General features: G+C 63.9%; 27 protein-coding genes. 14 read left to right on the top strand and 13 right to left on the bottom strand.

Annotated elements, in window-relative coordinates; translation table 11 throughout:
* Positions 1–3 precede the first annotated feature (3 nt).
* From Q0877_RS06590 to Q0877_RS06555, 8 genes are all read right to left on the bottom strand, one after another.
* Positions 4–852 (bottom strand): hypothetical protein, encoded by an 849-nt coding sequence (locus Q0877_RS06590; RefSeq protein WP_299166589.1) that lies wholly within the window; start codon positions 850–852, stop codon positions 4–6.
* 3 nt (positions 853–855) lie between these two features.
* Entirely contained in the window at positions 856–1,656 is an 801-nt protein-coding gene (locus Q0877_RS06585; RefSeq protein ID WP_299166588.1) for an exodeoxyribonuclease III, read from the bottom strand.
* 18 nt (positions 1,657–1,674) lie between these two features.
* The gene (nadE, locus tag Q0877_RS06580) at positions 1,675–2,496 is read right to left on the bottom strand and encodes an ammonia-dependent NAD(+) synthetase (protein WP_299166587.1); all 822 of its coding nucleotides are present in this window, start codon (positions 2,494–2,496) and stop codon (positions 1,675–1,677) included.
* Between the two features lie 28 nt (positions 2,497–2,524).
* A complete protein-coding gene (locus tag Q0877_RS06575; RefSeq protein ID WP_299166586.1) occupies positions 2,525–3,523 on the bottom strand; it encodes a sugar phosphate isomerase/epimerase in 999 nt (332 codons plus the stop codon).
* A gap of 22 nt (positions 3,524–3,545) precedes the next feature.
* On the bottom strand, positions 3,546–4,649 hold the full coding sequence (locus tag Q0877_RS06570) for a Gfo/Idh/MocA family protein (RefSeq protein WP_299166585.1): 1,104 nt from the start codon (positions 4,647–4,649) through the stop codon (positions 3,546–3,548).
* Positions 4,646–5,407, bottom strand: coding sequence for a sugar phosphate isomerase/epimerase (locus Q0877_RS06565; RefSeq protein ID WP_299166584.1), 762 nt, complete (start codon positions 5,405–5,407; stop codon positions 4,646–4,648). The genes Q0877_RS06570 and Q0877_RS06565 overlap by 4 nt, the downstream gene beginning before the upstream one ends.
* A 40-nt stretch (positions 5,408–5,447) precedes the next feature.
* Positions 5,448–6,620: a Gfo/Idh/MocA family protein gene (locus Q0877_RS06560; RefSeq protein ID WP_299166583.1), complete on the bottom strand. Its 1,173-nt coding sequence runs from the start codon at positions 6,618–6,620 to the stop codon at positions 5,448–5,450.
* A 91-nt stretch (positions 6,621–6,711) separates the two neighbouring features.
* The gene (locus Q0877_RS06555; RefSeq protein ID WP_299166582.1) at positions 6,712–7,755 is read right to left on the bottom strand and encodes a substrate-binding domain-containing protein; all 1,044 of its coding nucleotides are present in this window, start codon (positions 7,753–7,755) and stop codon (positions 6,712–6,714) included.
* 155 nt (positions 7,756–7,910) lie between these two features.
* Here Q0877_RS06555 and Q0877_RS06550 point away from each other — a divergent pair, with 155 nt between their 5' ends.
* The 6 genes from Q0877_RS06550 (at position 7,911) to Q0877_RS06525 (ending at position 15,471) form a co-directional block, all read left to right on the top strand.
* Complete coding sequence (locus Q0877_RS06550; RefSeq protein WP_299166581.1) at positions 7,911–9,431, top strand: sugar ABC transporter ATP-binding protein; 1,521 nt, start codon at positions 7,911–7,913, stop codon at positions 9,429–9,431.
* A gap of 74 nt (positions 9,432–9,505) precedes the next feature.
* A complete protein-coding gene (locus Q0877_RS06545; RefSeq protein ID WP_299166623.1) occupies positions 9,506–10,498 on the top strand; it encodes an ABC transporter permease in 993 nt (330 codons plus the stop codon).
* A gap of 70 nt (positions 10,499–10,568) precedes the next feature.
* Positions 10,569–11,402, top strand: a complete 834-nt coding sequence (locus Q0877_RS06540) for a polyprenyl synthetase family protein (RefSeq protein WP_299166580.1) — start codon at positions 10,569–10,571, stop codon at positions 11,400–11,402.
* A gap of 142 nt (positions 11,403–11,544) precedes the next feature.
* Positions 11,545–12,783: an ROK family transcriptional regulator gene (locus Q0877_RS06535; RefSeq protein ID WP_299166579.1), complete on the top strand. Its 1,239-nt coding sequence runs from the start codon at positions 11,545–11,547 to the stop codon at positions 12,781–12,783.
* A gap of 84 nt (positions 12,784–12,867) precedes the next feature.
* Positions 12,868–14,076 carry an ROK family transcriptional regulator gene (locus Q0877_RS06530; RefSeq protein ID WP_299166578.1) on the top strand — a complete coding sequence of 403 codons (1,209 nt, stop codon included), beginning with the start codon at positions 12,868–12,870 and terminating at the stop codon, positions 14,074–14,076.
* A gap of 456 nt (positions 14,077–14,532) precedes the next feature.
* Positions 14,533–15,471, top strand: coding sequence for a sugar phosphate isomerase/epimerase (locus Q0877_RS06525; protein ID WP_299166577.1), 939 nt, complete (start codon positions 14,533–14,535; stop codon positions 15,469–15,471).
* A gap of 230 nt (positions 15,472–15,701) precedes the next feature.
* Here Q0877_RS06525 and Q0877_RS06520 read toward each other — a convergent pair whose 3' ends face one another.
* Positions 15,702–16,526, bottom strand: a complete 825-nt coding sequence (locus Q0877_RS06520) for a type IV toxin-antitoxin system AbiEi family antitoxin domain-containing protein (protein ID WP_299166576.1) — start codon at positions 16,524–16,526, stop codon at positions 15,702–15,704.
* A 246-nt stretch (positions 16,527–16,772) separates the two neighbouring features.
* Between Q0877_RS06520 and pyrE the strand changes: the two genes are divergently transcribed.
* A complete protein-coding gene (gene pyrE, locus Q0877_RS06515) occupies positions 16,773–17,336 on the top strand; it encodes an orotate phosphoribosyltransferase (protein WP_299166575.1) in 564 nt (187 codons plus the stop codon).
* A 10-nt stretch (positions 17,337–17,346) separates the two neighbouring features.
* Entirely contained in the window at positions 17,347–18,345 is a 999-nt protein-coding gene (locus Q0877_RS06510; protein WP_299166574.1) for a thioesterase domain-containing protein, read from the top strand.
* 31 nt (positions 18,346–18,376) lie between these two features.
* Here the strand turns inward: Q0877_RS06510 and Q0877_RS06505 are convergent, their stop codons facing one another.
* Together Q0877_RS06505 and Q0877_RS06500 are read right to left on the bottom strand one after the other, a co-directional pair.
* Positions 18,377–19,099, bottom strand: coding sequence for a tyrosine-protein phosphatase (locus Q0877_RS06505; protein WP_299166573.1), 723 nt, complete (start codon positions 19,097–19,099; stop codon positions 18,377–18,379).
* Positions 19,099–19,878, bottom strand: coding sequence for an HAD-IIA family hydrolase (locus Q0877_RS06500; protein WP_299166572.1), 780 nt, complete (start codon positions 19,876–19,878; stop codon positions 19,099–19,101). Before Q0877_RS06500 ends, Q0877_RS06505 begins: the two co-directional genes overlap by 1 nt.
* 69 nt (positions 19,879–19,947) lie before the next feature.
* Between Q0877_RS06500 and Q0877_RS06495 the strand changes: the two genes are divergently transcribed.
* Positions 19,948–20,595 (top strand): TrmH family RNA methyltransferase, encoded by a 648-nt coding sequence (locus tag Q0877_RS06495; protein ID WP_299166571.1) that lies wholly within the window; start codon positions 19,948–19,950, stop codon positions 20,593–20,595.
* On the opposite strand, the gene Q0877_RS06490 is transcribed toward Q0877_RS06495, so the two are convergent.
* On the bottom strand, positions 20,592–21,116 hold the full coding sequence (locus Q0877_RS06490; protein WP_299166570.1) for a MarR family winged helix-turn-helix transcriptional regulator: 525 nt from the start codon (positions 21,114–21,116) through the stop codon (positions 20,592–20,594). The two genes, Q0877_RS06495 and Q0877_RS06490, sit on opposite strands and share 4 nt — an antisense overlap.
* A gap of 91 nt (positions 21,117–21,207) precedes the next feature.
* Between Q0877_RS06490 and Q0877_RS06485 the strand changes: the two genes are divergently transcribed.
* The 5 genes from Q0877_RS06485 to Q0877_RS06465 all read left to right on the top strand — a co-directional run bounded on the left by Q0877_RS06485 (position 21,208) and on the right by Q0877_RS06465 (position 25,131).
* A complete protein-coding gene (locus Q0877_RS06485; protein WP_299166569.1) occupies positions 21,208–21,453 on the top strand; it encodes a hypothetical protein in 246 nt (81 codons plus the stop codon).
* On the top strand, positions 21,450–22,049 hold the full coding sequence (sigK, locus tag Q0877_RS06480; protein WP_299166567.1) for an ECF RNA polymerase sigma factor SigK: 600 nt from the start codon (positions 21,450–21,452) through the stop codon (positions 22,047–22,049). The genes Q0877_RS06485 and sigK overlap by 4 nt, the downstream gene beginning before the upstream one ends.
* A gap of 95 nt (positions 22,050–22,144) precedes the next feature.
* On the top strand, positions 22,145–23,164 hold the full coding sequence (gene fbaA / locus Q0877_RS06475) for a class II fructose-bisphosphate aldolase (protein ID WP_299166566.1): 1,020 nt from the start codon (positions 22,145–22,147) through the stop codon (positions 23,162–23,164).
* The gene (locus Q0877_RS06470; protein WP_299166565.1) at positions 23,164–23,586 is read left to right on the top strand and encodes a DUF3151 domain-containing protein; all 423 of its coding nucleotides are present in this window, start codon (positions 23,164–23,166) and stop codon (positions 23,584–23,586) included. The genes fbaA and Q0877_RS06470 overlap by 1 nt, the downstream gene beginning before the upstream one ends.
* Before the next feature lie 150 nt (positions 23,587–23,736).
* On the top strand, positions 23,737–25,131 hold the full coding sequence (locus tag Q0877_RS06465) for an MFS transporter (protein WP_299166564.1): 1,395 nt from the start codon (positions 23,737–23,739) through the stop codon (positions 25,129–25,131).
* Here the strand turns inward: Q0877_RS06465 and Q0877_RS06460 are convergent.
* Positions 25,128–25,775 carry a hypothetical protein gene (locus tag Q0877_RS06460; protein WP_299166563.1) on the bottom strand — a complete coding sequence of 216 codons (648 nt, stop codon included), beginning with the start codon at positions 25,773–25,775 and terminating at the stop codon, positions 25,128–25,130. The genes Q0877_RS06465 and Q0877_RS06460 overlap by 4 nt on opposite strands.
* Positions 25,776–25,821: the final 46 nt, after the last annotated feature.

The raw sequence follows: 25,821 nt of genomic DNA, 5'->3' as shown, positions 1-25,821 counted from the left end.
CAGTCAGGAGGCGCGGGCGAGCTGGCGGATGGGAACCCACCGTGACGCGAGGCGGCGGTACGCGGCGGCCGCGCCGGTCATGTCCGCTTCCGCGAGGCACTCGATGCCCATCCGGACGTCCATGGGGGACTCGTCAGGGAACACCAGATCCGCCACCGGCCCGTAATCCAGCTCGACGATGGCATCACGACGGAAGGACTCAAGCCACTCCGTAATTTCGCTCAGCTCTTCAAGCAGGTCCAGTTCCGGGGCGGCAATGGCGAGGCTGGCGGACGCCCGCCTGGCACGGTCAATCCCCTCGCCGATGGTCACCGCGACGCGGACGGTGTGGACCTCGCCGTCGTCGTCAACCACCTCCGTGAGGTCGTCCTCGTGGATGAGCACAAACCAGGCGAAGGGGACCCCCCAGGTGGCCGACCGGGTATGCAGCTTTGCGGTGGAATCGGCCAGGGTTTCCGGGTCCAGCCGCGCCTGATGGGCTTCACGGGAAACCTCGGGAAGGAGCACGTCCATCAGCGGACCGCGAATGGTCTGCTCCAGGGATTCGGCGGCCAGGAAGGTGCGTACCGCGAGCTGGTTGGGGCAGTAGTAGGGCGCAGTGGTGCCGTTGCTGCGGGGGAAATGCAGCACACGCACGAGGTCCTGGGCATGGTGGGGGAAGGGGTCGGAGACCGCACGCGTGATGCGGCGAAGGGCGTCCAAGCGGTCCAGGTGTTCGGTGACCCTGCGCCTACGGGTGCGCTGTTCGAGGATGGCGAGCTGTTGCGCGTCACTGAAGGCATCGAGCGGTTCGTAAATTCGCAGGAAAGAGACGTAGGGAAAGCTGCGGCCCGTGCCCGGTACGTCAGCCATGGGTCAGGTCAGCTCCACAATGACCGGTGCGTGGTCTGATGCGCCCTTGCCCTTGCGTTCCTCACGGTCGATTGATGCGCCGCGGACGCGCTCGGCGAGGGCGGGCGAGGTCAGGATGAAGTCGATTCGCATGCCCATGCGCTTGGGGAAACTCAGCTGCTTGTAGTCCCAGTAGGTGTAGACGCCGGGGCCGGGGGTATGCGGGCGGACGACGTCGGTGAAGCCGGAATTCTCGAAGGCATGGAACGCGGCGCGCTCCGGCGGGCTGACATGGGTGTAGCCGTTGTTGAGGAAGAGGTCAATGTCCCAGACATCCTCATCCTGGGGCGCAATGTTCCAGTCGCCGGTTAGCGCCACCTGGGCTGAGGGGTCGGATTCCAGCAGCCCGACGGCGTGCTTGCGGAGCAGCTCCAGCCACTCCACCTTATAGGCCATATGCGGGTCTCCGAGCGCCCGCCCGTTCGGAACGTACAGGCTCCAGACTCGAACGCCGCCACACGTGGCGCCGATCGCGCGGGCCTCCTGCACCGGGTCCGTGTCCTTGCCGAACACCGGCTGGTCCGGGAACGTGCGCTCGACGTCGGTCAGCCCAACCCGGGACGCGATGGCGACGCCGTTCCACTGGCTCATTCCGAAGTGGGCCACCTCGTAGCCGCTCTTCTCGAACATGTCCCAGGGGAAGTTGTCGTCTTTGCATTTGGTTTCCTGGATGGCAAGGACGTCCACATCGGAGCGGTCAAGCCAGGCTTCCACGCGGTCGGCACGGGCTCGGAGGGAATTGACGTTCCAGGTAGCGATCTTCACAGAAGCTACGTTACCTAATCAGCGCCACCAGGAATCGTGGATGGAAACCGGAACCGTCCGCTTGTGCCGGGTCATGAGGTAGCGGCGCTCGATCGAGTGCGCAGCTTCCTCGGGGACGTCCCGGCCCTCGAGGTAGTCGTCGATCTGCTCGTAGGTGAGGCCAAGCTCATGCTCGTCGGTCTGGCCCGGGTTCTCATCGAGCAGGTCTGCGGTGGGAATCTTGTTGTACAGGCGCTCTTCCGCGCCGAGTTCCTTCAGCACTTGGCGGTTCTGCCTCTTGTTCAGTCCGAACAGCGGAAGGATGTCCGCCCCGCCGTCGCCGTACTTGGTGAAGAATCCCGTGACTGACTCCGCGCCGTGGTCGGTGCCGATGACCAGCAGGTTGTCATCGCCGGCAAGGGCGTACTGCGCCACCATCCGTACGCGCGCCTTGACGTTGCCCTTGTTGAAATCGGACATTTCATTACCGGCAGCGCTGGTGAACTCACGCTGGAAACCGTCGACGGCGGGAGCGACGTTGTAAACGACAGACCGGTCCGGATCGATGAACGCCAGAGCCGCCTGGGCATCGTCCTCATCATGCTGGACGTTGTACGGCAGGCGCGCAGCGACGAAGGTGGCATCCGTACCGTCAGCCCGCAGCTCCTCGGCCGCCAGCTGCGCCAGCTTGCCCGCGAGAGTGGAGTCCAGGCCGCCGCTGATTCCGAGCACGAAGCCCTTGGTGCCCGTAGCGCGCACATAGTCCTTCAGGAAGTCGATCCGGCGCCGGATCTCTTCCGCAGCGTCAATGGCGGGCCGGACGCCCATTTCCTCGATGATCTTCGTCTGGAGTTCACGCATAGGGGACAGGCTACTAAACTCCAGGCGCCTACTGCTTGAACGCGGCGTCGAAGGACAACGACGACGGCGCGAAGTCGAACTTCTTGAGGAAGGCCAGCGCCTCGGGGGCTCCGTCCAGGCGGTCCATGCCGGCGTCTTCCCATTCAACCGAGATCGGCCCGTCGTAGCCGATGGCGGTGAGTGCCCTGAAGCTGTCTTCCCAGGGCACGTCGCCGCGTCCGGTGGAGACGAAGTCCCAGCCCCGGCGGGGGTCCCCCCAGGGCAGGTGTGAGGAGAGAATGCCGTTGCGGCCGCCCCCCATCCGCATCTTGGTGTCCTTGCAGTCCACGTGGTAGATCCGGTCCGCGAAGTCGGAAATGAAGGCTACCGGGTCGATCTGCTGCCACATGAAGTGGCTCGGGTCCCAGTTGAGCCCGAAAGCGGAACGGTTGCCGACGGCGTCGAGCGCCCGGCGGGTGGACCAGTAGTCATACGCGATCTCTGACGGGTGCACCTCGTGCGCGAACCGCACGCCGCAGTCATCGAAGACGTCGAGAATGGGGTTCCAGCGGTCGGCGAAGTCCTGGTAACCGGCGTCGATCACGTCCTGGCTGACCGGCGGGAACATCGCGACATACTGCCAGATGGAGGAACCGGTGAAGCCGACGACCGTCTTCACACCGAGTTTCTGCGCGAGCTTGGCGGTGAGCTTCATTTCCTCCGCAGCGCGCTGCCGGACGCCCTCGGGATCGCCGTCTCCCCAGACCTTCGGCCCCACGATGGCTTCGTGGCGGAAGTCAATCGGGCTGTCACAAACAGCCTGGCCTTTGAGGTGGTTCGAGATGGTCCACACCTTCAGGTTGTTGCGCTCCAGGATGTCGAGACGATCCTGAATGTAATCGTCGTCGTCCCAGCGCCACGCGTCGAGGTGGTCACCGGAGACTGCGATCTCAAGGCCGTCATACCCCCACTGCCCGGCGAGTTCGGCCACCTTTTTGAACGGCAGGTCTGCCCACTGCCCGGTGAACAGGGTGAAATTGCGTGCCATGATTTTCTCCTTGTGTAGTAGGTCAGGAAAGAGTGCGGGTAGTGGGGTCCCAGTCCTCGGGCAGGGGCTCGGCCGCAACGGCTGAGCTGGCGACGTCAACGAACGCGTGCCCCTCCACCGATTCGGCGATCGACGCCATGGTGTCCGGGACGTGGAAGGCGGTTTCGCCCTGCGCGCGGTGTGGAACGCCGGCGCGGATCGAGCGGGCCATGTCGAGGACGCCTGTGCCGCGACCGTAGGTGGAACCGACGGACGGGAAGGTCTCCCAGTCTTCGGCGCCGTGGCGGTGGAGGCGGATGTCGCCGTCGAACATGTTGGGATCCGGGAAGGCGATTGTGGCTTCCGACCCGGTGATCTCGACGAAACCGTGCCGGGGAAGCGGTGAATCGAAGCTGAAGTTGCTCGTGGCGGAAGCGCCGCGCTCGAACTGCACCAGGGTGCTCACATGGGTCGGAACGGTGACGGCGAACTCCTCACCGGCGCGCGGGCCGGAGCCGATAATGCGCGTTTCCCGCGACCGTGAACCGAGCGCAGCAACGGTCTCGATCGCACCGAAAGTCTGAACGAGGGTTGTCAGGTAGTAGGGGCCCATGTCGAAAAGCGGGCCGGCGCCCTCCTGGAACAGGAAGGCGGGGTTGGGGTGCCAGGCTTCAGGCCCGGGGGACTGCATGAGGGTCAACGCTGTAAGCGGCACTCCGATGTCCCCACGCTGGATCATCCGGAGGCCCGTTTGCAGGCCGGCGCCGAGGAACGTGTCAGGGGCGCAGCCCAGGCGGAGGCCGGCGTCGGACGCGGCCTTCAGAAGGGACCGGCCGGATTCGCGGTCGAGCGAGAACGGTTTTTCACTCCAGACATGCTTCCCCGCAGCCACAGCGTCGAGGGCGACCGGCACATGTGCGGCGGGAGTGGTCAGGTTGACGATGATGTCGACGTCCGGGTGTGCGAGCGCGTCCTCGACAGTCCCGGAGGCAGCGATCCCGAACTCCTCGGCACGCGCCCGGGCGGCGTCCGGGAAGAGGTCCGCGACGATATGGACCTGAACGTCGGGGAACGCGGTGAGATTGGTCAGGTACTCCTTGCTGATGACGCCGGCGCCAATAATGCCGACGCCCACGGGCCCGCTCATGCTTGTGCCTGCCTGGAGTCCGGCTGCAGGTAACGCAGGCTGTCCTCAAGCGCCTGGAACAGGTCGCCGGCGCTGTCATCAAGCTCGACGACGCCTACTTCCACGGAGGCGGCTGCTGCCAGCACCGCAGGAATGTCCATCCGGCCTGCGCCTGCGCCTACGGCAACCTGCGACTTGTTGTCCTTGTCGACAGCACCGTCCTTGATATGGATATACCGGACACGGTCGCCCAGCTTCTTCAGCAGCTCCGCCGGATTCTGCCCGCCCACTGCCACCCAGTAAGTGTCCACTTCCAGCACGACGGCGGGATCCAGGGCTTCAGCGAGCAATTCAAGACCGGTACGGCCGTCGAAGTCGGTTTCCAGCTCCCACCAGTGGTTGTGGTAGCCAACCGTGACACCGTACTCCGCCCCGAGGAGCGCCACCTCATTGAGCGCCTGGGCGGTCTGAACAATCGCCTCTTCGGTGCTCCAGCGGACAGGATCAACCATGGGATCAATGACAGTGCCGATGCCCAGCGTCCGGGCAGCCTCGAAAATCAGGTCGCGGTCGCCGTCGAGCAGTGGCGCGTGACCGGTTGGCGCGGTCATTCCGTTGCGTTGCAGGGCAACGCTGAGCGCCTCCGTGTTAGCGGCGAAATTGTAGGGCTCGGCCCGAGTGAAGCCCATCGCTGCAAGGCGGTCAATGGTGCCGTCCAGGTCGGCTTCGAGTGCTTCACGGACTGTATAGAGCTGTACTGACAGGGGTGGAGTTGGCACTGTGGGTCCTCTCACTGACGCAAGCCGGAAAACGCTGGTACTAGATGGTCTTGGTCCAGACGCTATCGGCTTCTGCGCTGCGTTCCACCCCGTTCAGGACTTTCTGTACCTGGAGGCCGTCTGCAAAGGACGGCTCCGGCTGGCGGTTCTCGGTGATGGCTTCGACGAAATCCTTGGCCTGATGTGCGAAACCGTGCTCGTAGCCCAAAGCGTGTCCGGTGGGCCACCAGGCTGACATGTAGGGGTGAGCCGGTTCGGTGACCATGATGTTGGTGAAGCCCTGGCGGGTATCAGGTGCAGTTGCGTCGTAGAAGCCGAGCGAGTTCATGTTTTCCAGGTCGAAGGAGATGGCGCCGGTGGACCCGGCCACTTCAATGCGCAGCGCATTCTTGCGGCCGGTGGACATCCGGGTGGCTTCGAATGAACCGACTGCACCGCCGTCGAACCGGCCGGTGAAGAGCGCGAGGTCATCCACGGTAACGTTGCCGCGCTCGGCTGAGGACGTGCCTGCGAGACCTGAGGCTTCGGCCAGCAGCGGGCGTTCATGAACGAAGGTATTGAGGATGCCGCTGACGCCGGTGACTTTCTGGCCGGTGATGAACTGGGAGAGGTCAACCGCGTGTGCGCCGAGGTCCCCGAGGGCTCCGGAGCCGGCCGAGTCTTTCTGCAGGCGCCAGGTCAGCGGAGCTTCAGGGTCAACCAACCAATCCTGCAGGTAGGCGGCACGCACCTGGCGAACCTCGCCGATCGCGCCGGACTGAACCAGGTCCCTCGCGAAGGCTGCCGCCGGAACGCGGCGATAGGTGAAGCCGACCATGGCGAAAACGTTGTTGCCGGCGCGGTCAGCGGCAGCGGCCATCGCTTCAGCTTCTTCGAGGGTGTTGGCGAGCGGCTTCTCGCAGAGGACGTGCTTGCCGGCCTCGAGCGCAGCAATGGCGATCTCCGCGTGGGATCCACCGGGAGTAACGATGTCGATGACGTCGATGTCATCGCGGGCAATGGCAGCCCGCCAGTCCGTATCAGTCTGTTCCCAACCCCATTTGCGCGCCGACGCCTCCACGCCACGGGCATTGCGCCCCACAAGCAGGGCCATCTCCGGCTGGGCCGGCAGGTCAAAGAATCGCGGTGCAACCCGCCATCCCTGTGAATGGGCAGCTCCCATGAATCCGTGTCCGATCAGGGCAACCTTCAGGGGTGGTACGTCGTTGAGCATGTTTCCTCTTTATCCGGCGGCGGTAATAAAAGCAGTTGGATCGAGGTGGGGCGCCCTGTCGCTGGCAAGGGCGCCCCACCTCGATAAGGTTCTACGATTCGAAAGCCGTCGGCAGGTACTGATCGACGTTCTCGCTGGTGACAACCGGTGCGTTCAGAACGATGCGCTTCGGAACTTCCACTTCCACCAGGTCGCTCATGGCCTTGCCCTGAGCGATCAGGCGGGCGAGCAGGATGCCGTCCGCAGCCTGGGTGGCCGGGTAGATGACAGTAGCCTGGAGAACACTCTCGCCCGACTGGATCTCACGCATTGCGTTCGCGGATCCTGCGCCGCCCACCATGAAGAACTCATCGCGGCCTGCGTTGTCGATGGCGGCCAGGACGCCGATGCCCTGATCGTCGTCGTGGTTCCAGATTGCGTCGATCTCGGGAGCAGCGGAGAGCAGCTGCGATGTTGCTGCCTCGCCGCCCTGGACGGTGAAGTCGGCTGCGACGCGGTTGTCCACGTCGAGGCCACAGGATTCCAGTGCGTCCGCGAAGCCCTGGCTGCGGTCCTGCGTCAGCGGCAGCGAGTCGATGCCTGCGATCTCGGCAACCACTGCATCGTCATTGCCCTCGAGCTGCTCGCAGATGTAAGTGCCTGCGCTGACTCCCATTCCGTAGTTGTCGCCCAGGATGGTGGTGCGTGCCGCGAAGGGGCTGGAGAATTCGCGGTCCACGTTGATGACGGGGATGCCGGCTTCCATGGCCTGGGTGGCGACCGGGGTCAGAGCGGCGCCGTCGGTCGGCAGCAGCACGATGGCATCGACGCCGTCGTTGATGAACTGCTCAACCTGGCTGATCTGCAGGTTCGCGTCATTGGTTCCCTCGGCTACGCGCAGATCGATGTCCGGGTAGTTCTCCGCCGTCGCGATTGCAGCGGAGTTGATGGCACCGAGCCAGCCGTGGTCGGCAGCAGGCCCGGAGAACCCGATGACTACGGTGTCGCCCTCGGCCTGGTTGCCCTCAACGGATGCATTGGTGGGCTGCGTGTTGGTGTTGCCCGCTTCGGCAGTACACCCGGTAACAAGGGCACCGACAGCCAGGAAAGCACCGGTGGTGACGAGCATCTTCCGGCCCGTACGAACTGCAAGCATGTGTATCTCCTCAATGAGTTGGGTGCGTCTTCGCGAGCGGAACAGCTTGCCTCTGCAGGCCCGCATCTTCGCGTGACTGCAATCACAATAACAGAAGATTGAGCGAAATCGACGACTTTATACCGATTGCCGACATAATGTGTTAGCTTCGTCTCATGTTCGAAGAAGATCAGCCAAAGCCATTGCTCGAAGTTCGAGGAATCACCAAGCAATTTGCGGGTGTCCAGGCGCTCAAGGGCGTCGACCTGCAGGTGCTTCCGGGCGAAGTCCACTGCGTCATGGGCCAAAACGGAGCCGGCAAATCCACTCTCATCAAAACGCTCTCGGGCGTGCACCAGCCCGACGGCGGCGAGATCCGCTGGGAGGGCGAGCCGATTTCAATTCCGAGCCCCACCGCAGCACTGGATCTCGGCATCGCCACCATGTACCAGGAACTTGACGTCGTGGACGGACTCTCCGTCGCCGAGAACATCTTCCTCGGCCATGAGCGGGCCAGCGGCGGCGTGCTCCACGTAAAGAAGACCAACGCAATTGCCCGCAATCTGTTGAAGCGGCTTGGGCACGGCAGCCTGTCGCCGTCCACCGAGGTTGGTACGCTTTCGGCTGCCAACAAGCAGATCGTGAGCATGGCGCGCGCCCTGTCTCGGGACATCAAGCTGATCATCATGGATGAGCCCAGTGCCATCTTGGACTCCGGCGAGGTCGCCAACCTGTTCCGCGTTGTTCGGGAACTCACCGCGCAGGGCATCGCCGTCGTCTATATCTCCCACCGGCTCGAAGAGATCCGGCAGATTGGTGACCGCATCTCCGTCATCAAGGATGGCCGCAGCACCGCGAGCGGGCTCAGTGTCACTGACACCCCGAAGGCGGAACTCATTCGGCGCATGACCGGCCGCGACGTCGAGAACGTCTTTCCGGAGGGACAGCCGGTGGCGTCCGACGCACCCGTGGTCCTGGAGGTGGACAACCTGGAACTCGACGGCCACTTCGAAAATGTCAGCTTCACGGTGCGCGCAGGGGAAATCGTCGGCTTCGCCGGGCTTGTCGGATCCAAGCGGTCCGAGATTCTCGAGACAATTTACGGTGCGCGCAAGTCTTCCTCAGGGAAGGTGTCCGTGAACGGCAAGCTGCTCAAGCCCGGATCCATTCCCGCCGCGGTCAACGCAGGAATCGGACTTTCGCCGGAGGAACGCAAAAGTCAGGGCCTGATCCTCGACGAGCCGATCTTCAAGAACGTGACGCTCTCAAGCTTCGAACGGTTTGCTCGGGCCGGCAGCCTCAATGAGCGTGCAGAGCGGGATGCAGCACGCGAGCAGATTGCCGCCCTGGAGCTGCGTCCAGCCGATCCGGATCGCCCTGCCCGCACTCTTTCCGGCGGAAATCAGCAAAAGATCCTGCTCGCCCGCTGGCTGGTGCACGGAACTTCGGTCCTCCTGCTGGATGAACCGACCCGCGGCGTTGACGTCGGCGCGCGTGCTGAAATCTACGCTCTCATCCGCAGACTCGCGACAGCCGGAACGGCAATCATCGTCGTCTCCAGCGAAATCGAGGAGGTGCTCGGCCTCGCGGACAACGTTCTCGTTATCGATGACGGCAGAGTACTCACTCACACCAAAGCAAGCGATCTAGACGAGCACGGAGTGCTCGACCTCGTCATGAAGGGAAGTGCCGCGTGAGCGAGCAGAATACCAAGGTGGCTGAACCGCGTCCCGACGCGACGGCCGACCATAGCGCACCCAGGGCCAACCCCGTGCAGAACTTCCTGAGAGGTCCGGCGGGGCGGAACGTGGGACTGGTCATCGCACTCGCGCTGCTCTTCGTCGTGGGAGCGGCCACCAGCGGGGACCGGTTCCTCAACCCGGAAAACATGCTCACCATCCTGCGGTACGCATCGATCATCGGCGTAGTGAGTGTCGGTGTCACCTTTGTCATCACCGCGGGCGGCATCGACCTCTCGGTGGGCTCGGTGCTCGGCCTGACCTCGGTGGTTGCGAGCCTCACCAGCGTGCAGTTGGCAGCGACCCAGTCATCCTGGATCCTCATGGTGATTGTGGCACTGGCGGTCGGCGCCTTCGCCGGTCTGGTCAATGGACTGGTGGTCGCTTATGGCAACGTCGTCTCGTTCATTGCCACTCTTGCCATGTTGGTCGGCGCTCGCGGGCTTGCCGAACTCATCTCCGGCCGCAGCACTCAGATTGTGACCAACCGCGACTTCTCGCAAATTATGCGCAGTGATGTGCTGGGCATTCCGATCCTGGTCTGGATTTTTGTCATCGTGGCCGTGGCGGGCTGGTTCCTCCTGAATCGCACCACCTTTGGCCGCCGGACCATCGCCATCGGCGGAAATCTTGAGGCGGCCCGGCTCGCGGGTATCAAGGTGAAGCGCCACCAGGTCTACCTGTACGTCCTCGCGGGTCTCACCGCCGGCATTGGCGGGGTCATGATGCTCGGCCGCACCACAGCGGGCACGTCCACCCACGGTCTGCTCCTCGAACTCGAGGTAATCGCCGCAGTCGTCGTCGGTGGAACCCTTCTGATCGGTGGGCGCGGAACCATCATGGGAACCGTCCTCGGCGTGCTGATCTTCAGCACCCTGGTGAACGTTTTCACCCAAAACAACCTGGACACCTCCATCCAGGCGCTGGTCCGCGGCCTGATTCTCGTCGTAGCGGTCCTGCTGCAGCAGCGCTTCGCAAACCGCGGCAAAACACGACGGGCAAAAGCCAAGCCGGTGAAGGTCTAGCCGGAAGCTGGTTGCAGCCCACCAGCCGGCTCCCGGGCACCGGGAGCCGGCGGAACCGGAGGATGAGTCGGTGAACCTGAACGTGGACCATGCGCTGAAGGGCAATACGGACCTCGAGCTGGTCGAAGATGCGATCCAGCGATTCTTCATCGACGCGAAACTCCGCGCTGTATCGGTCAACGCGACCTACCTGGGGCTTTGGGAAGCTCTCGAACGGGCAACCGCGGGCGGCAAACGCTCCCGCCCGCGGTTGGTGATGCTCGCCTACCGGCAGCTCGGGGGCGCCGACTTCCCGAGCGCGGCGCAGTTGGCGGCTTCCTACGAGCTCCTGCACAGTGCGCTGATCATTCACGATGACGTCATTGACCGCGACTTCGTGCGTCGCGGCAATCCCAACGTGTCCGGCCACTACCGGAACAGGGCATTGCGTGCCGGTGTACCTTCAGCGCCCGCAGAACATGCGGGAGTATCGGCGGGCGTGCTTGCCGGCGACCTCGCCCTCTCGGGTGCCTTCCGGCTGTTGAGAAGCATCGATGCCTCTGTCGCCGTGCGCCGGCGGCTTGACGAGATTCTCGACGACGCCATTTTCTGCTCCGTGGGCGGCGAGGTTCTCGACATCGAGTTCAGCCGCACGGCGGACATGCCTTCCCTCGAGGACATCACCAAAACGGCGCACCAGAAAACCTCGGTCTACTCATTTGAGGCACCGCTGCAGGCCGGCGCCGTGTTGGCGTGTGCGCCCGAACCGGCTGTCGCCGCGCTGACCTCCTTTGGGCGTTACGCGGGTATCGCTTACCAGGTAGCCGATGACGTGCTGGGGGTGTTCGGTAAGGAAAGCCGCACCGGAAAAACCACCTGCGCAGCAGCCTCGAGCGCATGCTCTTCTCCGTCATCGAAGACGTAGAGTCCAACTAACCTCATTCCGGCCTCTCCACAGCAGCAGCCGCGCCGCAACCGCCCCGCCGTACACACCCGCGTTTCCCCGTTATCATGAAGGAACAAATCCGGCACCGAGGCGATCTGCCAGGAAGGCGCGTTCCTCCGAAATGACTTCGCCCGCGCAGGATGAACGCATTCGCCGCACGGTTGCGGGTACCAACCTCGGCAATAACCGCGATTCAACCCGGCAGCACAATCTCTCAACGGTGCTGCGGCTCGTGCACTCCATGGCGGGCGTCTCCCGCGCACAGCTCACCCGGGCCACCGGGCTCAACCGTTCGACCATCGCCGCACTTGTCGGCGAACTGGTCCAGCTGGGCCTCGTAATGGAGAGCAACCTCGACCTGGCGCAGCAGCACGGCCGCCCCAGCATCATGATCGAGCCGAGCCGCGGGGCGCTGGCGCTGTCCGTGAACCCGGATATTGACGTCGTCAGCGTGGCGCTTGTTTCGCTCGGCGGCCACATCGTGAATCCGGTACGGTTCCATACGGTTCGTGCGCCATCGGTCGCCGAAGTGGTGAACATCGTGAAAGCGGTCTACTCGGGAATGCGCACGTCGCTGCCCACCGGACACCGGATCATGGGGGTGGGGCTGGCCATTCCAGGGCTGGTGGATCCCGGAGACGGAACCGTTATCGAAGCGCCGCACCTCGGCTGGCGTGATGAACCGCTTGCCGCACTCCTCAGCGATGCGCTGAAGCTTCCGGTCATCGCCGCGAACGACGCCGTTGTGGGTGCCCGTGCCCAGGCGACCTTCGGCGCGGGCCGCGACGTGTCAGACCTCGTCTATCTCTATGGGGGAGCCAGCGGTATCGGCGGAGGTGTCATCAGCGGCGGCCGTCTCATCAGCGGCGCCACCGGGTTTGCAGGTCAGCTGGGACACACCCATGTGCGTTCCAGCGGCGCGGCGTGCACGTGCGGGTCTTCCGGCTGCCTGGAAGCCGAGGTCACGCGCGAAGAGCTGATTGCCGCCGTCGGTCTCCCTGCGGGTGAGACGGAGAACCTTGAAGAAGCAGTGATGGAGAAGCTGCAGCAAGAGGGGTCCCAGGAGCTGAGGGAGATCATCGAGCGGCAGGTCCAGCTCCTGGCCGTAGGGCTCAAGAGCGTCGTCAACCTGCTGAATCCCTCCATGATCGTGCTGGGAGGGTTCCTGCGGATCCTGGATCGCGCCGCCCCCGACGCCCTGAGCGAGGCACTGCGGACTCCGGGTACGCGCGGCCCGAGGGAGCGCGTGGCCATTGAACTGGCTCCCCTGGGCGAAGATCCTATCCTGGTCGGCGCCGCGGAGCTCGCGTTCGAACCCCTCATCCGGAATCCCGCCGGCTTCCTGCGCCTCCATGCCTGAGAGACATCGATGCAGCCCGGTTGCCTCGCTTTACTTCGGGTGATCTATCGCCACGTTCTGTCGAAAGTGTGCTGTAATTAGTCGATGAGTGACATAAGTAGCTTCAATGGCCTTGGTTCCTCTGGAGCAAGCGAGTTGTTCCAGATCCTGCGCGATGGCCGCCCCCGCACCCGCACTGAGCTCGCCGAGCAGATGGGGCTGGCGCGATCGACGGTCACGCTGCGCATTGAAGCGCTGATGGAATTGGGCCTCGTGGGTTTCGTCGACGACGCCGTTTCCACCGGTGGACGGCCATCCTCCCGCATTGCGTTGAAGGCCGGCAGCAAGGTCGTCCTGGGCGTAGACATTGGCGCCTCCCACCTGCGCGTGGCCGTCACTGACCTGACCGGCCACCGTCTGCGTGAGGCCGGTAGGACCATCGAGGTCACGCAGGGCCCCGACGTCGTACTGCAGGCTGTTGTCGAGTTGGGAACCGAGCTGCTTGAAGGCACCGGGCGTGCCATGACGGACCTTCTGGCAATTGGAATCGGCGTACCGGGTCCTGTAGAACACAGGACCGGCAGGCCCATCAACCCTCCGATCATGCCCGGCTGGAACGGCTTCGACGTTCCCGGTCATCTGCAGGACCACTTCCACGTCCCGATCCTCGTGGACAACGACGTGAACATCATGGCGCTGGGCGAGCGCAATGTCGCCTGGCCGAAGGTGGACAACCTCATCTTCGTGAAGGTTGCCACCGGTATCGGCTCGGGGATTGTGTCCAGCGGCATGCTGCAGCGCGGCGCTGACGGAGTGGCCGGGGATATCGGCCATATCCGCGTGCACAACGGCGGTGGCGTGCCCTGTCACTGCGGAAACAAGGACTGCCTCGAAGCGGTCGCTTCAGGACCGGCCGTCGCCTCGAAACTTCGCGCGCTGGGCCTGGAAGCGAACACCAGCGAGGACGTGGTGCGACTGGTCAGCGCCGGCACCACTGAAGCCGTGCACGCGGTGCGTCAGGCTGGCAGGGACGTGGGTGAGGTTCTTTCCGCCTGCGTGAGCCTCATCAATCCGTCGGTGATCGTCATCGGCGGCTCGATGGCCCTTACCGGCGAGCATTTCATCGCCGGTATCCGTGAGGTGGTCTACTCGCGCACAATTCCGCTGGCAACCCAGCATCTCCAGATTGTCCAGTCGAGCTCCGGATTGGACGCCGGCGTTCTCGGCGCCAGCATGCTCGCCATCCACCATGCCATGTCTCCACAGCGCATCGATGCAATGGTTCTGGGCCTCTCCGGCTCCATGGTGGGCTAGGCCGCTCGGCGACATTCTCCCGACGCTCGCCGACTTTTGCTTGACAGACAACAAAACCCGGAATTAGTCTCAAATCACAAAGCCCGGACGACGGCGGCACTACCTCCCGGTATGCGTCTCCTCAGTCCGGCCAGGCAAGAGGGCAACACTTTCTGTCTGGATTCTCCGCGCAAAAACGCGGGAAATCTGGGGATTCATGACGGCGAAGGCGTTCACCAGATCGACATCATGAGTTCCTGCCACCATCGCGTCTGTTACTGATCGACGGCAACGGTGGATCGCGGAGGCTGCGGCGAGGACGCTGCGGGTGAAGCAACCAACCGTGGGCGGCTCTGCTGTCCGGCCGAGTTCAGTGTCTGCCGCGAGCCCCGTAATCAACTGCTGCGCTGCAGCTTCGCATGCTTCCTGCACCAAAGCCGGTGGAGGAACGCATCCAGTGCCAGGAAAGGCAAACATATGTGCTTCGGATTCAATGCCCCAGGCGCCCTTCGTCGTTCATTGGAAGAGAAGGGGGTCGATCGGCGCAGTTTCCTCAGGGGAGCAGCGGCGGTGGGCGTGGGTGTAGGCCTCGCCGGCGTCGGCGGGACTGCTGCCATCGCGGCTCCCGGCGGCAGGAAGGGCCGGCCGGTTCCTCCCGGACTCATCAGCATCCAGCTGTACACGCTGCGTTCGATCATGCGTGGCGAAGGCGTGGATGCAACGCTGGCGAGCCTTGCCGATTTCGGTTACACCAAGGTTGAGCTGGCCGGTCTGTACGGACGCACCGCCGACTCAATGCGCTCAACCCTCGATTCACTCGGCATCACCCCTTCTTCGAGCCACGACGGCATCAGTTCCTCGCCGGCCGCACTTGAAACGAAGATCGCGAACGCCGTCACACTCGGCCAGACCCACATCAACGTGCCGTACCTGGCTTCCAGCGCTGCAGATGACTGGCGCCGCTGGGCCGACCAGATGAACGTCGAGGCCGCCGCGGCGCGCGAGGCCGGGCTGAAGTACGGCTACCACAATCACGCTCACGAGTTCACTACGGATCTGGGCGGCGGAGTGACCCCGTGGGACATCTTCACCAGCCGTCTCGATCCCAAACTGGTTCACCTTGAGGTTGACCTGTACTGGGCTGTCACCGGCGGTGTAGGCGTTGGCGCAGCCGATCCCATCCAGTTCGCCATCGACACGATCCACCAGGCTCCGCAGAAGGTTCTGCAGTACCACGTGAAGGATCGCGATTCTTCGGGCGATTTCGCCGATCTCGGAACCGGAACCATCGACTTCGCGCGCATCTTCCAAGCCCACAAGCCCAAGGAATACATCGTCGAGAACGATCAGCCGGACGTAACTCCGCTGCAGACGGCCGAGGTGGGCTACGACTACCTGCGGGCGCTCCGCTTCTAGCGGGACCAGCTTCCGGTAAACCTGCCAGGCCGTAGAAGCCGGCCCGGTGCCTTCACTTAGGGCACCGGGCCGGCTTTCGTCGTCGGGCCCTTCATCCGGGTCCATCTACCTTCAGCGCGTGCCGTTCCGTGCAGGTTTGCGCCCGAAAACCGTGTGTCGCAGCTGGACAAGCCGGGTAGCGCGGGCATCGCAGCGGCAAACCTGCACGAAATCGTCCGGGCCGCCGGCGCTCACCGGATCACCCGCCCGGAGAGCACTGCGCGCACCCGGCTCAGGACGTAGTCCTGATTGAACATGACGTCCTCGTAGCTGAAGCGAAGATACAGGTAGCCCCGAGCGATCAACTCGTTGTTCCTGCGCCTGTCACGGTTCCGAGCCGCGCGGTCAGAGTGGTACTTGTCCCCGTCAACCTCGACCACAAGAAAACCCTCCAGGACGAAATCAACCCGTCCCACTCCTTCGATGGGCACCTGCGTTTCGCAATGAAAGCCGGCACGCCGAAACAGGATCCGAGCTACTACCTCGATTGCTGATTCCCCACATCCGGTCACAAGCTCCAGAGCGGCACGGGCCTTTCCGTTCCGGTTACCCTGCAGCCGCTCCTCGAGGAAGGACTTCACATTATCTCCCCGCCGCAGGGAGCTCTCGACGACGACGGCCGCATCAACCGGCGGAAGACATTGAAGCGCATGAATCAGGGTGTCGACAACGCCGGTGACAGGGAGGTGCGGATGCGGATCGACCGTGCGGAACTGATGGTTCACATATTTGCCGCCGCTTCTCCCGACGGAGCTGACGTGCAGTCGGGTGGGAGGGGTGAGCAGCCACAGTCCATGGTGAGCTGCTGCCGAAGCGCAGGTGAGGCGCGCATTCATCCGAAGCGCGGCAACGTAATCGCCAGGTGCATCGGGGAGGGCGTAAATGCCCTTCCGCACGTGGACCAACGTCCCGTCGTCCACCGCGGTGCGCAATTGTCGGCGTGAGACACCCCAGCTGAGGAGGTCGCCGGTTCTGGCGACGGAACCTGATCGGCGTAAGGCATTGAGAACATCCATTCCGCTATTGCACAGAGCCGTCGCGTCCGTTGGTGCCTGGAACGGCCGTATGTGGACAACCTCGGTGATGTGGAGCAGAAGTCGGGCCTCCGGCGCGTGCGGTTCCGTGCAGGTTTGCGCCCGGAAACCGTGTGTCGCAGTTCGACACGCCGGGTAGCGCGGGCATCGCAGCGGCAAACATGCACGGAATCGTCTCGGCGTCGCACGAAACGGGCCATCAGGGCCGCCCCTACTAAACTGGTTCCCATGACCGATATCCCCGCCGCCCGTGACCGACTCCGCGATCTCATCCTGGAACTGGCTGTGGTGAGGGGGAAGGTAACGCTCTCCAGCGGCAAGGAGGCGGACTACTACATCGATCTTCGCCGGGTCACCCTGCATCACGAAGCGTCCGCACTGGTGGGCGAGGTCATGCTGGACCTGCTCGACGACGCCGGCATCACCTTTCAGAGCGCAGGCGGCCTGACGATGGGGGCAGATCCGGTGGGAACCGCGCTGATGCATGCCGCCTCACGCGATGGGCGCGCCATCGACGCTTTCGTCGTCCGTAAAGCCCAGAAGACCTACGGGATGGGCCGCCAGGTTGAGGGGCCGGAGGTCGCCGGCCGCGACGTCGTCGTGCTTGAAGACACCTCCACTACCGGCGGTTCAGCGCTGACCGCGGTCGAGGGCGTACGCAACGCGGGCGGCAATGTGAAAGCAGTTGCCGTCATCGTGGATCGCGACACCGGCTCAAAGGAACGGATCGAGTCGGAGGCGGGCGTTCCGTACCTCTTCGCTTTCAGCAAGGATGAGCTCGGTCTGGAGTAATGGCCAGGCCATGACCGACGAACCTAAGCGGCTCCTTGAGTACGCGCATGGCCTGAAGGGCATGTCGCGCCGGCGTTTCCTCACGGGTTCCGCACTCGGTCTGGCGCTGGCCACAGACCTGTTCGTCACGCGGCAGATCCAGGAGGCGCGCGAGGAACTCACCATCATTCCGGTCGACGACGAGTACGCCGACGCCGCCTTCCCCAACGCCCGCTGGATCCTGTTCCCCGGATACAAGACCAGCTGGGAGGAGGGCGTCTGGATCATGAACTCGCTACGCCCGGTGTTGAGCCGACGTGCACGGCTGGCGGTCATGGGTTACTCCAACCGTGGACTCGACGTCTCCACCATCGTGGGATCGCTTCGCCGCTACATCCGTACGCAGCAGATTGACACCCTGTACTTCTACGGACACAGCTTCGGCGGGATGGTGGCCGTCGAGGTTGCCTCACGGTTGCGGGAGGTCGGTATTGATGTCCGTTTCGTCCTGCTGGACTCCAGCCCGCATGACCGCTTCGATGTCATTGACCAGGCCATGTTCGACGGCGTGGTCTACCTTTACGAGGCCGGCTACCGGGTGCCTACGATTCTTCGCGGTGGATATGAGCTGGCGGAGCGCATTGTTCACAAGAACGAGCGCACCTGGTCGCAGATTGTTGACCAGACTCTTGAGCAGCTGTCGCCGCTGGCTCCGTCGAGCGTGCTCATCCAGTCCCAGGCGTCCTACATCTTCCACTACAACGTCACCAGGTTCAGCCTCGGCAGCAGCACCGAACTGGCTTTCATCGGCAACCCGAATGACGGCACGGTGGATTACGCAACGGCCAGGCCCGGCTGGGCGGCGGCCTTCCCCGACAATATGGTCTCAGCCGACCTCATCACTGAAGGCGCCCTCCCCGCGCACGCCAGCCCACAGTGGAACCCGTTGATCTACCAGGCGGTGGCGCGGGAACTGCAGCAGGAATTCCTTCCGATACCCACGGGCGGAAAAACGAAGAGCTACAACTGACCGCCCACTGCCTACTGTCGGCACCTAATCGCTAACGGCGCAGCGAACCGCGCAGCGAGCGGAGTTCAGCCTCGCTCATCCCAGCGCCCAGCAGGTAGTCATCAACTGAACCGTGGTCCCGATTCAGACCGGTGAGGAATGTGGCCATTGCTTCCGCCGGAGCCGTCAGGATGACCGGAAGGTCCGTCGGCATGTCGTGCGCCGGCAGCTGACTTGCCCAGAGCTCCGCGAGCGCCGGCAGGATCTGCGGCAGCGCGCCGGTGGTGTGGGCGTAGTCCTCGATGATCAGCTCCTCCTCCACCCCGGCAACCAGGAGTACGACGGCGGTGATCACCCCGGTGCGGTCCTTACCTGCCGCGCAGTGCACGAGGGTGGTGCGGCCCGCACCGATAGGGCGCAGTGCATTCAGGACAGCATCCGGGCGGGCGGTCAACCAGTTGAGGTAGTAGTTGCCCAGGTCCTCTGCGGTCTGCAGGAGCAGCGTGGCTGCAGGGTCGGCGTCGGCTGGATCCAGGGGTGCGGCAATGACGTCGATTCCGGCGTCGTGCGCCAACTGCCAGGGCACCTTGCCGGCCTCGCGCTCACTGCGCAGGTCCACGATCGTCTCGATGCCCTGCCGGGAGAGAAACTCCATGGTGGCTTCGGCGTCCCACCCGAAGGGCTGGCTGGACCGGTAAACCCGGCCGCGGGCAGGTGCGTTGGAGCTGCCCGCCGTGAGCTCGCCGATGTCCCGCAGGTTGAGAATGCCGGCCATCAGACCTGCTCGATCAGGTCCTGAACGGAGTCGACAATCTGCGCCGGCCGGAAGGGGTACGCCTCAATATCTGCCCGCTGCGTGATGCCTGTGAGTACGAGGACGGTATGCAGGCCAGCCTCCATGCCCGCGATGATGTCGGTATCCATGCGGTCGCCCACCATGGCTGTGGTCTCCGAGTGCGCGTCGATCTGGTTCATGGCCGAGCGGAACATCATGGGGTTCGGCTTGCCCACAATGTAGGGCTCGCGGTTGGTTGCTGCCGTGATGAGCGCAGCTATCGCCCCCGTGGCGGGCAGCGGACCCTCCTTCGACGGGCCGGTGGTGTCCGGGTTGGTGGCGATGAACCGGGCGCCCTCGAGGATCAGGCGGATGGCCTTGGTGATCGCTTCGAACGAGTAGGTGCGGGTTTCGCCGAGCACCACGTAGTCCGGGTTCTGGTCGGTGAGGACAAAGCCGGCCTCATGCAGCGCCGTCGTCAGTCCGGCCTCACCGATCACATAGGCGCGGCCTCCCGGTAACTGGTCACGCAGGAACTGCGCGGTGGCGAGCGCCGACGTCCACAGGTTTTCCTCCGGAACCTCAAGTCCTGACGCCTTCAGCCGCGCCGCGAGATCACGGGGGGTGTAGATGGAGTTGTTCGTGAGGACGAGAAAGCGGCGGGAAGTTGCGACCCAGCGGTCGATCAGTTCTGCCGCTCCGGGGATCGCCTGGTTCTCATGTACCAGGACGCCGTCCATATCGGTCAGCCAGCACTCAATGTGTTCGTTTTCGCGCATTCGCTTCTTCTCTGACGACGGTGGAAAAGGACAAAATCCGAGCTCAGTCTTTCACCTTAGTCTTGGGGGGTGGAAGAAACTGTGGAAAACGCTCCGGCAACAGTGGGCGTGGGGCCCTGGGAAGGCGTCTGGCCCTCCGGACCCCAGTGGGATCCGGAGCTGCTTGCGCACGGGGACACCCGGAACGTGGTTGATGAATACCGTTACTGGAATCACGACGCGATCGTCGCCGACCTGGACTCGAAGCGTCACAACTTCCATGTGGCCATCGAAAACTGGCAGCACGATCTGAATATCGGCTCGGTGGTCCGCACGGCCAACGCTTTCCTTGCCCGTGAAGTTCACATCATCGGACGACGCCGGTGGAACCGCCGGGGCGCGATGGTCACCGACCGCTACCAGCACGTGCGCCACCATCCCACCGTTGAGGAATTCGTCGAGTGGGCGCAGTCGGCCGGTCTGAGGGTGATCGGTATCGACAACTTTCCGGACTCGGTGCCGCTGGAGACCTACGAGTTGCCGCGCGATTGCGTCCTCGTGTTCGGGCAGGAGGGCCCTGGTCTCACACCCGAGGTCCACGCCGCGGCCGACGCCACGTTATCCATCGCCCAGTTCGGATCCACGCGGTCAATCAACGCGTCGGCGGCAGCAGCCATCGCGATGCACGGGTGGGTGCGCCGACATGTGTTTGGTCAGCTTGCGGTCCCCGGCAGCTAGGCTCTCCGCCCAACGTCGATCCGTCCGGCGTCGATCGAGTCGACGGCATCACGCATACGGGTGAGGAAGTCAACGACGACGGCAGCGTCCTCAGTACTGAGGGTTCCGGCGACTTCCATCATTTTTGTGTGCATGTTGCCCATGGCCTGCCGTAACTCGCAGTCTGCCTCCGAGGTGGCTTCGAGTACCAGCGCCCTGCGGTCTTTCGGGTGCGGCTTGCGGCGAACGTGACCAGTGCGGGCCAGCCGGTCGATAAGGGTGGTGGTGGACGCTGAGGAGATACCGAGCCTGGCGGCAAGTTCCTTGGGACTGACTTCCCGGCCGTCCTGCTGCGCCTCAAAGAGGTGGCGCAGGGCGAGGATGTCAGTCTCGTTCATTCCCATGGACGAACGTGTTCGGCGGCGCATCGCCGATTCCGCTGCCCGGTACTCCCGCAGGGCATCGAGCACGTCCTTCCCCTCTGAAGACAACCCATACCAGTAGCCCGGCGTTCGGGGTAGGGCCTGCGGGCTGGTGCTCATGCCGATCATCTTAGCATTCTTACTAGCTGACCTTGCAGAATGTCATCCTTATAGATAGGTTACCTAGTGAAATAGAAGACGAATTACTAGCTTGACTAAGTATCAGGGAATGGAAGTACCGGCGATGTCCCTCATGACCACGAGTTCCTATGTTGACGACCAGTACGGGAAGCTTTCGCATTGCGGTGAAGCGATGTCGGTCGTCGCCGGCAGCCGGGGCTACTTCCAGCCGGCGGACGGCTACGCTACCTGGCGCTGCTTCTGCGGTTTCCAGCAGGATGGTCCCGCCGCCATGGACCTGGGCGCTGACGAGGTGCAATTGCTGGGCATTCGATGAGCTTCACCGCCGAAGCCCCGCCGGTCATCCGATCAGATGAACCGCACCTCGCCGCTCTGCTGCGACAGGTGGGACTCGGCGACGAGAAGTCTTTTGCCTCCCTGTACCGACACACCAGCGGGAGAATTTTCGGCCTCGTCCGCAGGCTCGTCGTGGATCCTGCCATCGCCGAAGAGGTGACCCAGGAAGTTTTCCTTCAGATCTGGAACAAGGCATCGGACTTCTCGCCGGCGCTCGGCTCGCCCCTCGCCTGGATGATGACCTTTGCGCATCGACGTGCGGTCGATCGAATCCGGTCGGAACAGGCCTCACGCAACAGGCTCGCCCACTGGTCCGTCTCCGAACTGCAGACCCCCTTCGACGACGTCACCGAGGCAGTAATCGCCCGGGACGAGTTCCTGGCGGTCCGCACGGCGTTTGCCGAACTGAGCGAGAAGCAGCGCCAGGCTATCGAGATGGCCTATTACAGCGGGCTTACCTATGCGCAGGTGGCCGAGGTGCTGGAAGCTCCGCTGGGTACTGTCAAGGGCCGCATCCGGGACGGGCTCGCCCGGTTGAGGACCGCGCTTGAACCGGGACCTTCCCTCGTGTCGTAAGGTTTCCGCGCAATTACCGCCGTCGTTAGGATGGGACGGAAGTAAGGCAATGATCCACAGCCTTAAGTCGCCCCGAACCCATACGAGGAGTTGCCATGCCCATCGCCACACCGGACAGTTACGCCGAGATGATCGACCGCGCGAAGGCAGGCGGCTTCGCCTATCCCGCGGTGAACGTCACGTCCTCCCAGACGCTGAACGCCGCGATGCGCGGCTTCGCCGAAGCCGGCTCGGACGGCATCATCCAGGTGTCCACCGGCGGCGCGGCCTACTGGTCCGGCGCATCCGTGAAGAACATGGTTGCCGGCTCACTCGGCTTCGCAGCTTTTGCCCGCGAGGTAGCCAAGAGCTATGACGTGAACATCGCACTGCACACCGATCACTGCCCCAAGGACAAACTCGACGACTTCGTGCTGCCGCTGCTGGCCGCATCCGAGGAAGCCGTCAAGCGCGGCGAGGACCCGTTGTTCCAGTCGCACATGTGGGACGGTTCCGCCGAAACGCTCGAGGATAATCTGCGCATCGCCAAGGACATCCTTCCCCGCGCCGCTGCGGCGAAGATCATCCTGGAAGTTGAGATCGGCACCGTCGGCGGCGAGGAAGACGGCGTCGAGAACGCCATCAACGACAAGCTCTACACCACGGTCGAGGACGCGATGGCCACAATTGATGCACTCGGTGCCGGCGAGCACGGCCGCTACATCACCGCGCTGACCTTCGGCAACGTGCACGGCGTCTACAAGCCGGGCGGCGTGAAGCTGCGCCCCGAAATTCTGAAGGACATCCAGGATCAGGTGGGCTCGAAGATCGGCAAGGACAAGCCGTTCGACCTCGTGTTCCACGGCGGCTCCGGTTCTTCCGACCAGGAGATCGCTGACGCCGTTTCCTACGGTGTCATCAAAATGAACATCGACACCGACACCCAGTACGCATTCACCCGCCCGGTCGCTGACCACATGTTCAAGAACTACGACGGCGTCCTCAAGGTCGACGGCGAGGTCGGCAACAAGAAGACCTATGATCCCCGCGTCTGGGGAGCGTCCGCAGAAGCCGGTCTGGCCGCCCGCGTGGTCGAGGCTGCCAAGTCCCTCGGCTCAGCCGGCAGGAAGCTCTGATGTCGGACGAGTTCCGCAAGAACCTTTTGGGCCCGGAGCCAACCCTCCTTCCCGAGGAACCCGACGTCGTGTCGCGGCTGGCGGCAGGGGAGGAAGCTGTCGATCTGGCAGCCAGGCATCCGACGTCGTCGTTGGTGTGGGCCATCCTCGCCGATGAGGCGTACCGGGAAGGCCGGACCATCGAGTCCTATGCCTACGCGCGCACCGGCTACCACCGCGGGCTGGACGCGCTTCGCCGCAACGGCTGGCGGGGCGCTGGGCCCGTGCCTTACTCACATGAGCCGAACCGTGGGTTCCTTCGCGCGCTGAACGCGCTGGGTCGTGCTGCTGCCTCCATTGGTGAGCTCGACGAGGCGGAGCGCATTGCGAAGTTCCTCCGGGAGTCAGACCCAGAGGCAAGCGAGCTGCTCTCCGGTTCCTAGCCCGCGTTCGAAGGGAAGGGCCGTTCTCCCACGCGGGAGGGCGGCCCTTTGTCATGCTGCCCGTTCCATTTTTGACACTCCCTCGGGCATCCTCATAGTTTCGTGTGAGGTTCTTGGGTGCCCAAGGGCGCCTCCACGCGAAGGAGATGCATGACTGAGCACGAGAGAACAACCGGGCCTCCAACCGCTGAGGCGGCGGAATTTGCCACTCCCAACTCGGAGACGCCCGAAGGAAAGCGGACGCTGCGGAAGGCCATCGGCGCGTCCGCGATGGGCAACGCCGTCGAATGGTTTGACTACGGCGTTTACGGCGTCATGGTGGTGTACATCAGTTCGGTGTTCTTCCCGGGTGACCAGGCCACCGTCTGGGCGCTGGGAACGTTCGCCGTCTCATTCCTCGTCAGGCCGCTCGGCGGGCTGTTCTGGGGCCCGCTGGGTGACAGGATCGGGCGTAAGGCAGTCCTGGCCATCACGATTCTCCTGATGGCGGCGGCCACTTTCGTGATCGGGCTGCTGCCCTCTTATGACTCCGTCGGTTGGCTTTCGCCGGCCCTGCTGATCTTCCTCCGCCTCATCCAGGGATTCTCCACCGGCGGTGAGTATGGCGGCGCCGCCACCTTCATGGCCGAGTATGCACCGGACCGGAAGCGTGGCTTCTACGGCAGCTTCCTCGAGTTCGGCACACTGGCCGGCTTTGCTCTCGGCACGCTGATTGCCCTGATCTGCGAAATCACACTTGGCGCCGAGACAATGGCCGATTGGGGCTGGCGCATTCCGTTCCTTATTGCCGGGCCGCTCGGTCTGATCGGCTGGTACCTGCGGACGAAGCTCGAGGACACTCCCGTCTTCCGCGAAGCGGAGCAGAAGGGTGAGACTGAGTCCAGCGCCGGCATGGCGCTGAAGGACCTGCTGACCAAGTTCTGGCGCCCCATGCTTGCGATGGGCGGCCTCGTCGTAGCGCTCAACGTCGTCAACTACACGCTGCTCGCGTATATGCCTACGTACCTGCAGGACACGATCAACATGGACGCCGACGCCACACTGACGGTGGTCCTGATCGGCCAGCTCGTGATGATGGTGTTGATCCCGTTCTTCGGCAAGCTCTCGGACAGGGTCGGCAGGAAGCCGCTCTGGTGGACCTCGCTGATCGGCCTGTTTGTCCTGGCGCTGCCGCTGTACATGATGATGGCCGTCAACTTCTGGCTGGCCATGCTCGCCTTCGCCATTCTGGGTCTGTTGTACATTCCGCAGCTGGCAACCATCTCGGCGACCTTCCCGTCGCTTTTCCCCACGCACGTGCGGTATGCGGGGTTTGCGATCACCTACAACACCTCGACGGCGCTGTTCGGCGGCACTGCTCCCGCCGTCAACGAGGCGATTATCGAGGCGACCGGCATCTCGCTGGTTCCCGCGATGTACATGATGGCTGCCTGCCTGATCGGAATGGTGGCAATGTTCGGCGTCCCTGAAACAGCCGGGGTTTCGCTGCGTGGGCGCGAAGTTCCGGGCCGCAAGCGGCCGCGGTGGAAGAAGGCCAGCGCCTAAACGCGGTCGTCCGCGGTCTCCTCCGCCGGCGATTCGGTGAGCGGGAGCACCGTCGTCGTCACATCAACCACCTGCGGCTTCTTCGGCACGGAGCTGAAGCCGAAACCGACGCGCGGCCGGACATTGGTCAGCACACCGAGCGGGTCGCCCGCCCAGGACGCAGCTGCGGAGGTGATCAGCCGGGCGCCGGTGACGCCGTAGAACTGCTGGCGGCCGTCCTTCGTGCTGCCCGCGGTGCGCACGCCGGGCATGAGGATTTTCGCGATTGGGTTGATGGCTTTGAGCCAGCGCGGGTCGGTGCCGATTGCGCGGGGAATGAGGCCGAGTAAGCGACCGACGGCGGTTACGTCCCCCAGTTCTGCCCGGACGCTGAGGGGGCCGGCATCGAGGGCAAGCGAGTCTTCGCCCATGCTCACGGTGAGCGGAACGGTGCGCACGATGTCGAAGGAATAGGCTCCGGCCACGTAGTCGGCGATGGCGGACGTCGGCGCGAGCAGCGTGCGGGTCCCTTCGGCGCTCTGCACCATCACGTCGGTGAACGAGCCCAGGGGCGAGGAGGTCCACATGCCGATGACGATGCGCACCCCCGACGTGGTGCCCAGGCCAGCGATATGTCCAACGAATTGTTCGGTCTCGGCGCTCATAGTTCCCATTATGTACGGTGTGCCCGCCCGCGCCACAGGGCGGGTT

The sequence above is a fragment of the uncultured Arthrobacter sp. genome (genome assembly GCF_947495145.1).
Classification (GTDB): Bacteria; Actinomycetota; Actinomycetes; order Actinomycetales; family Micrococcaceae; genus Arthrobacter_D.
This window is presented reverse-complemented; position numbering and strand designations above follow the sequence as displayed.

Coding starts and splice junctions, on each gene's coding strand:
- Q0877_RS06505 (WP_299166573.1), bottom strand. CDS start 19,099: ATGGCCGGCATTCTCAACCTGCGGGACATCGGCGAGCTCACGGCGGGC.
- Q0877_RS06530 (WP_299166578.1), top strand. CDS start 12,868: ATGAGTGACATAAGTAGCTTCAATGGCCTTGGTTCCTCTGGAGCAAGC.
- Q0877_RS06510 (WP_299166574.1), top strand. CDS start 17,347: ATGACCGACGAACCTAAGCGGCTCCTTGAGTACGCGCATGGCCTGAAG.
- Q0877_RS06500 (WP_299166572.1), bottom strand. CDS start 19,878: ATGCGCGAAAACGAACACATTGAGTGCTGGCTGACCGATATGGACGGC.
- sigK (WP_299166567.1), top strand. CDS start 21,450: ATGAGCTTCACCGCCGAAGCCCCGCCGGTCATCCGATCAGATGAACCG.
- Q0877_RS06560 (WP_299166583.1), bottom strand. CDS start 6,620: ATGCTCAACGACGTACCACCCCTGAAGGTTGCCCTGATCGGACACGGA.
- Q0877_RS06470 (WP_299166565.1), top strand. CDS start 23,164: ATGTCGGACGAGTTCCGCAAGAACCTTTTGGGCCCGGAGCCAACCCTC.
- pyrE (WP_299166575.1), top strand. CDS start 16,773: ATGACCGATATCCCCGCCGCCCGTGACCGACTCCGCGATCTCATCCTG.
- Q0877_RS06575 (WP_299166586.1), bottom strand. CDS start 3,523: ATGGCACGCAATTTCACCCTGTTCACCGGGCAGTGGGCAGACCTGCCG.
- Q0877_RS06520 (WP_299166576.1), bottom strand. CDS start 16,526: ATGGATGTTCTCAATGCCTTACGCCGATCAGGTTCCGTCGCCAGAACC.
- Q0877_RS06570 (WP_299166585.1), bottom strand. CDS start 4,649: ATGAGCGGGCCCGTGGGCGTCGGCATTATTGGCGCCGGCGTCATCAGC.
- nadE (WP_299166587.1), bottom strand. CDS start 2,496: ATGCGTGAACTCCAGACGAAGATCATCGAGGAAATGGGCGTCCGGCCC.
- Q0877_RS06465 (WP_299166564.1), top strand. CDS start 23,737: ATGACTGAGCACGAGAGAACAACCGGGCCTCCAACCGCTGAGGCGGCG.
- fbaA (WP_299166566.1), top strand. CDS start 22,145: ATGCCCATCGCCACACCGGACAGTTACGCCGAGATGATCGACCGCGCG.
- Q0877_RS06590 (WP_299166589.1), bottom strand. CDS start 852: ATGGCTGACGTACCGGGCACGGGCCGCAGCTTTCCCTACGTCTCTTTC.
- Q0877_RS06550 (WP_299166581.1), top strand. CDS start 7,911: ATGTTCGAAGAAGATCAGCCAAAGCCATTGCTCGAAGTTCGAGGAATC.
- Q0877_RS06535 (WP_299166579.1), top strand. CDS start 11,545: ATGACTTCGCCCGCGCAGGATGAACGCATTCGCCGCACGGTTGCGGGT.
- Q0877_RS06460 (WP_299166563.1), bottom strand. CDS start 25,775: ATGAGCGCCGAGACCGAACAATTCGTTGGACATATCGCTGGCCTGGGC.
- Q0877_RS06555 (WP_299166582.1), bottom strand. CDS start 7,755: ATGCTTGCAGTTCGTACGGGCCGGAAGATGCTCGTCACCACCGGTGCT.
- Q0877_RS06525 (WP_299166577.1), top strand. CDS start 14,533: ATGTGCTTCGGATTCAATGCCCCAGGCGCCCTTCGTCGTTCATTGGAA.
- Q0877_RS06490 (WP_299166570.1), bottom strand. CDS start 21,116: ATGAGCACCAGCCCGCAGGCCCTACCCCGAACGCCGGGCTACTGGTAT.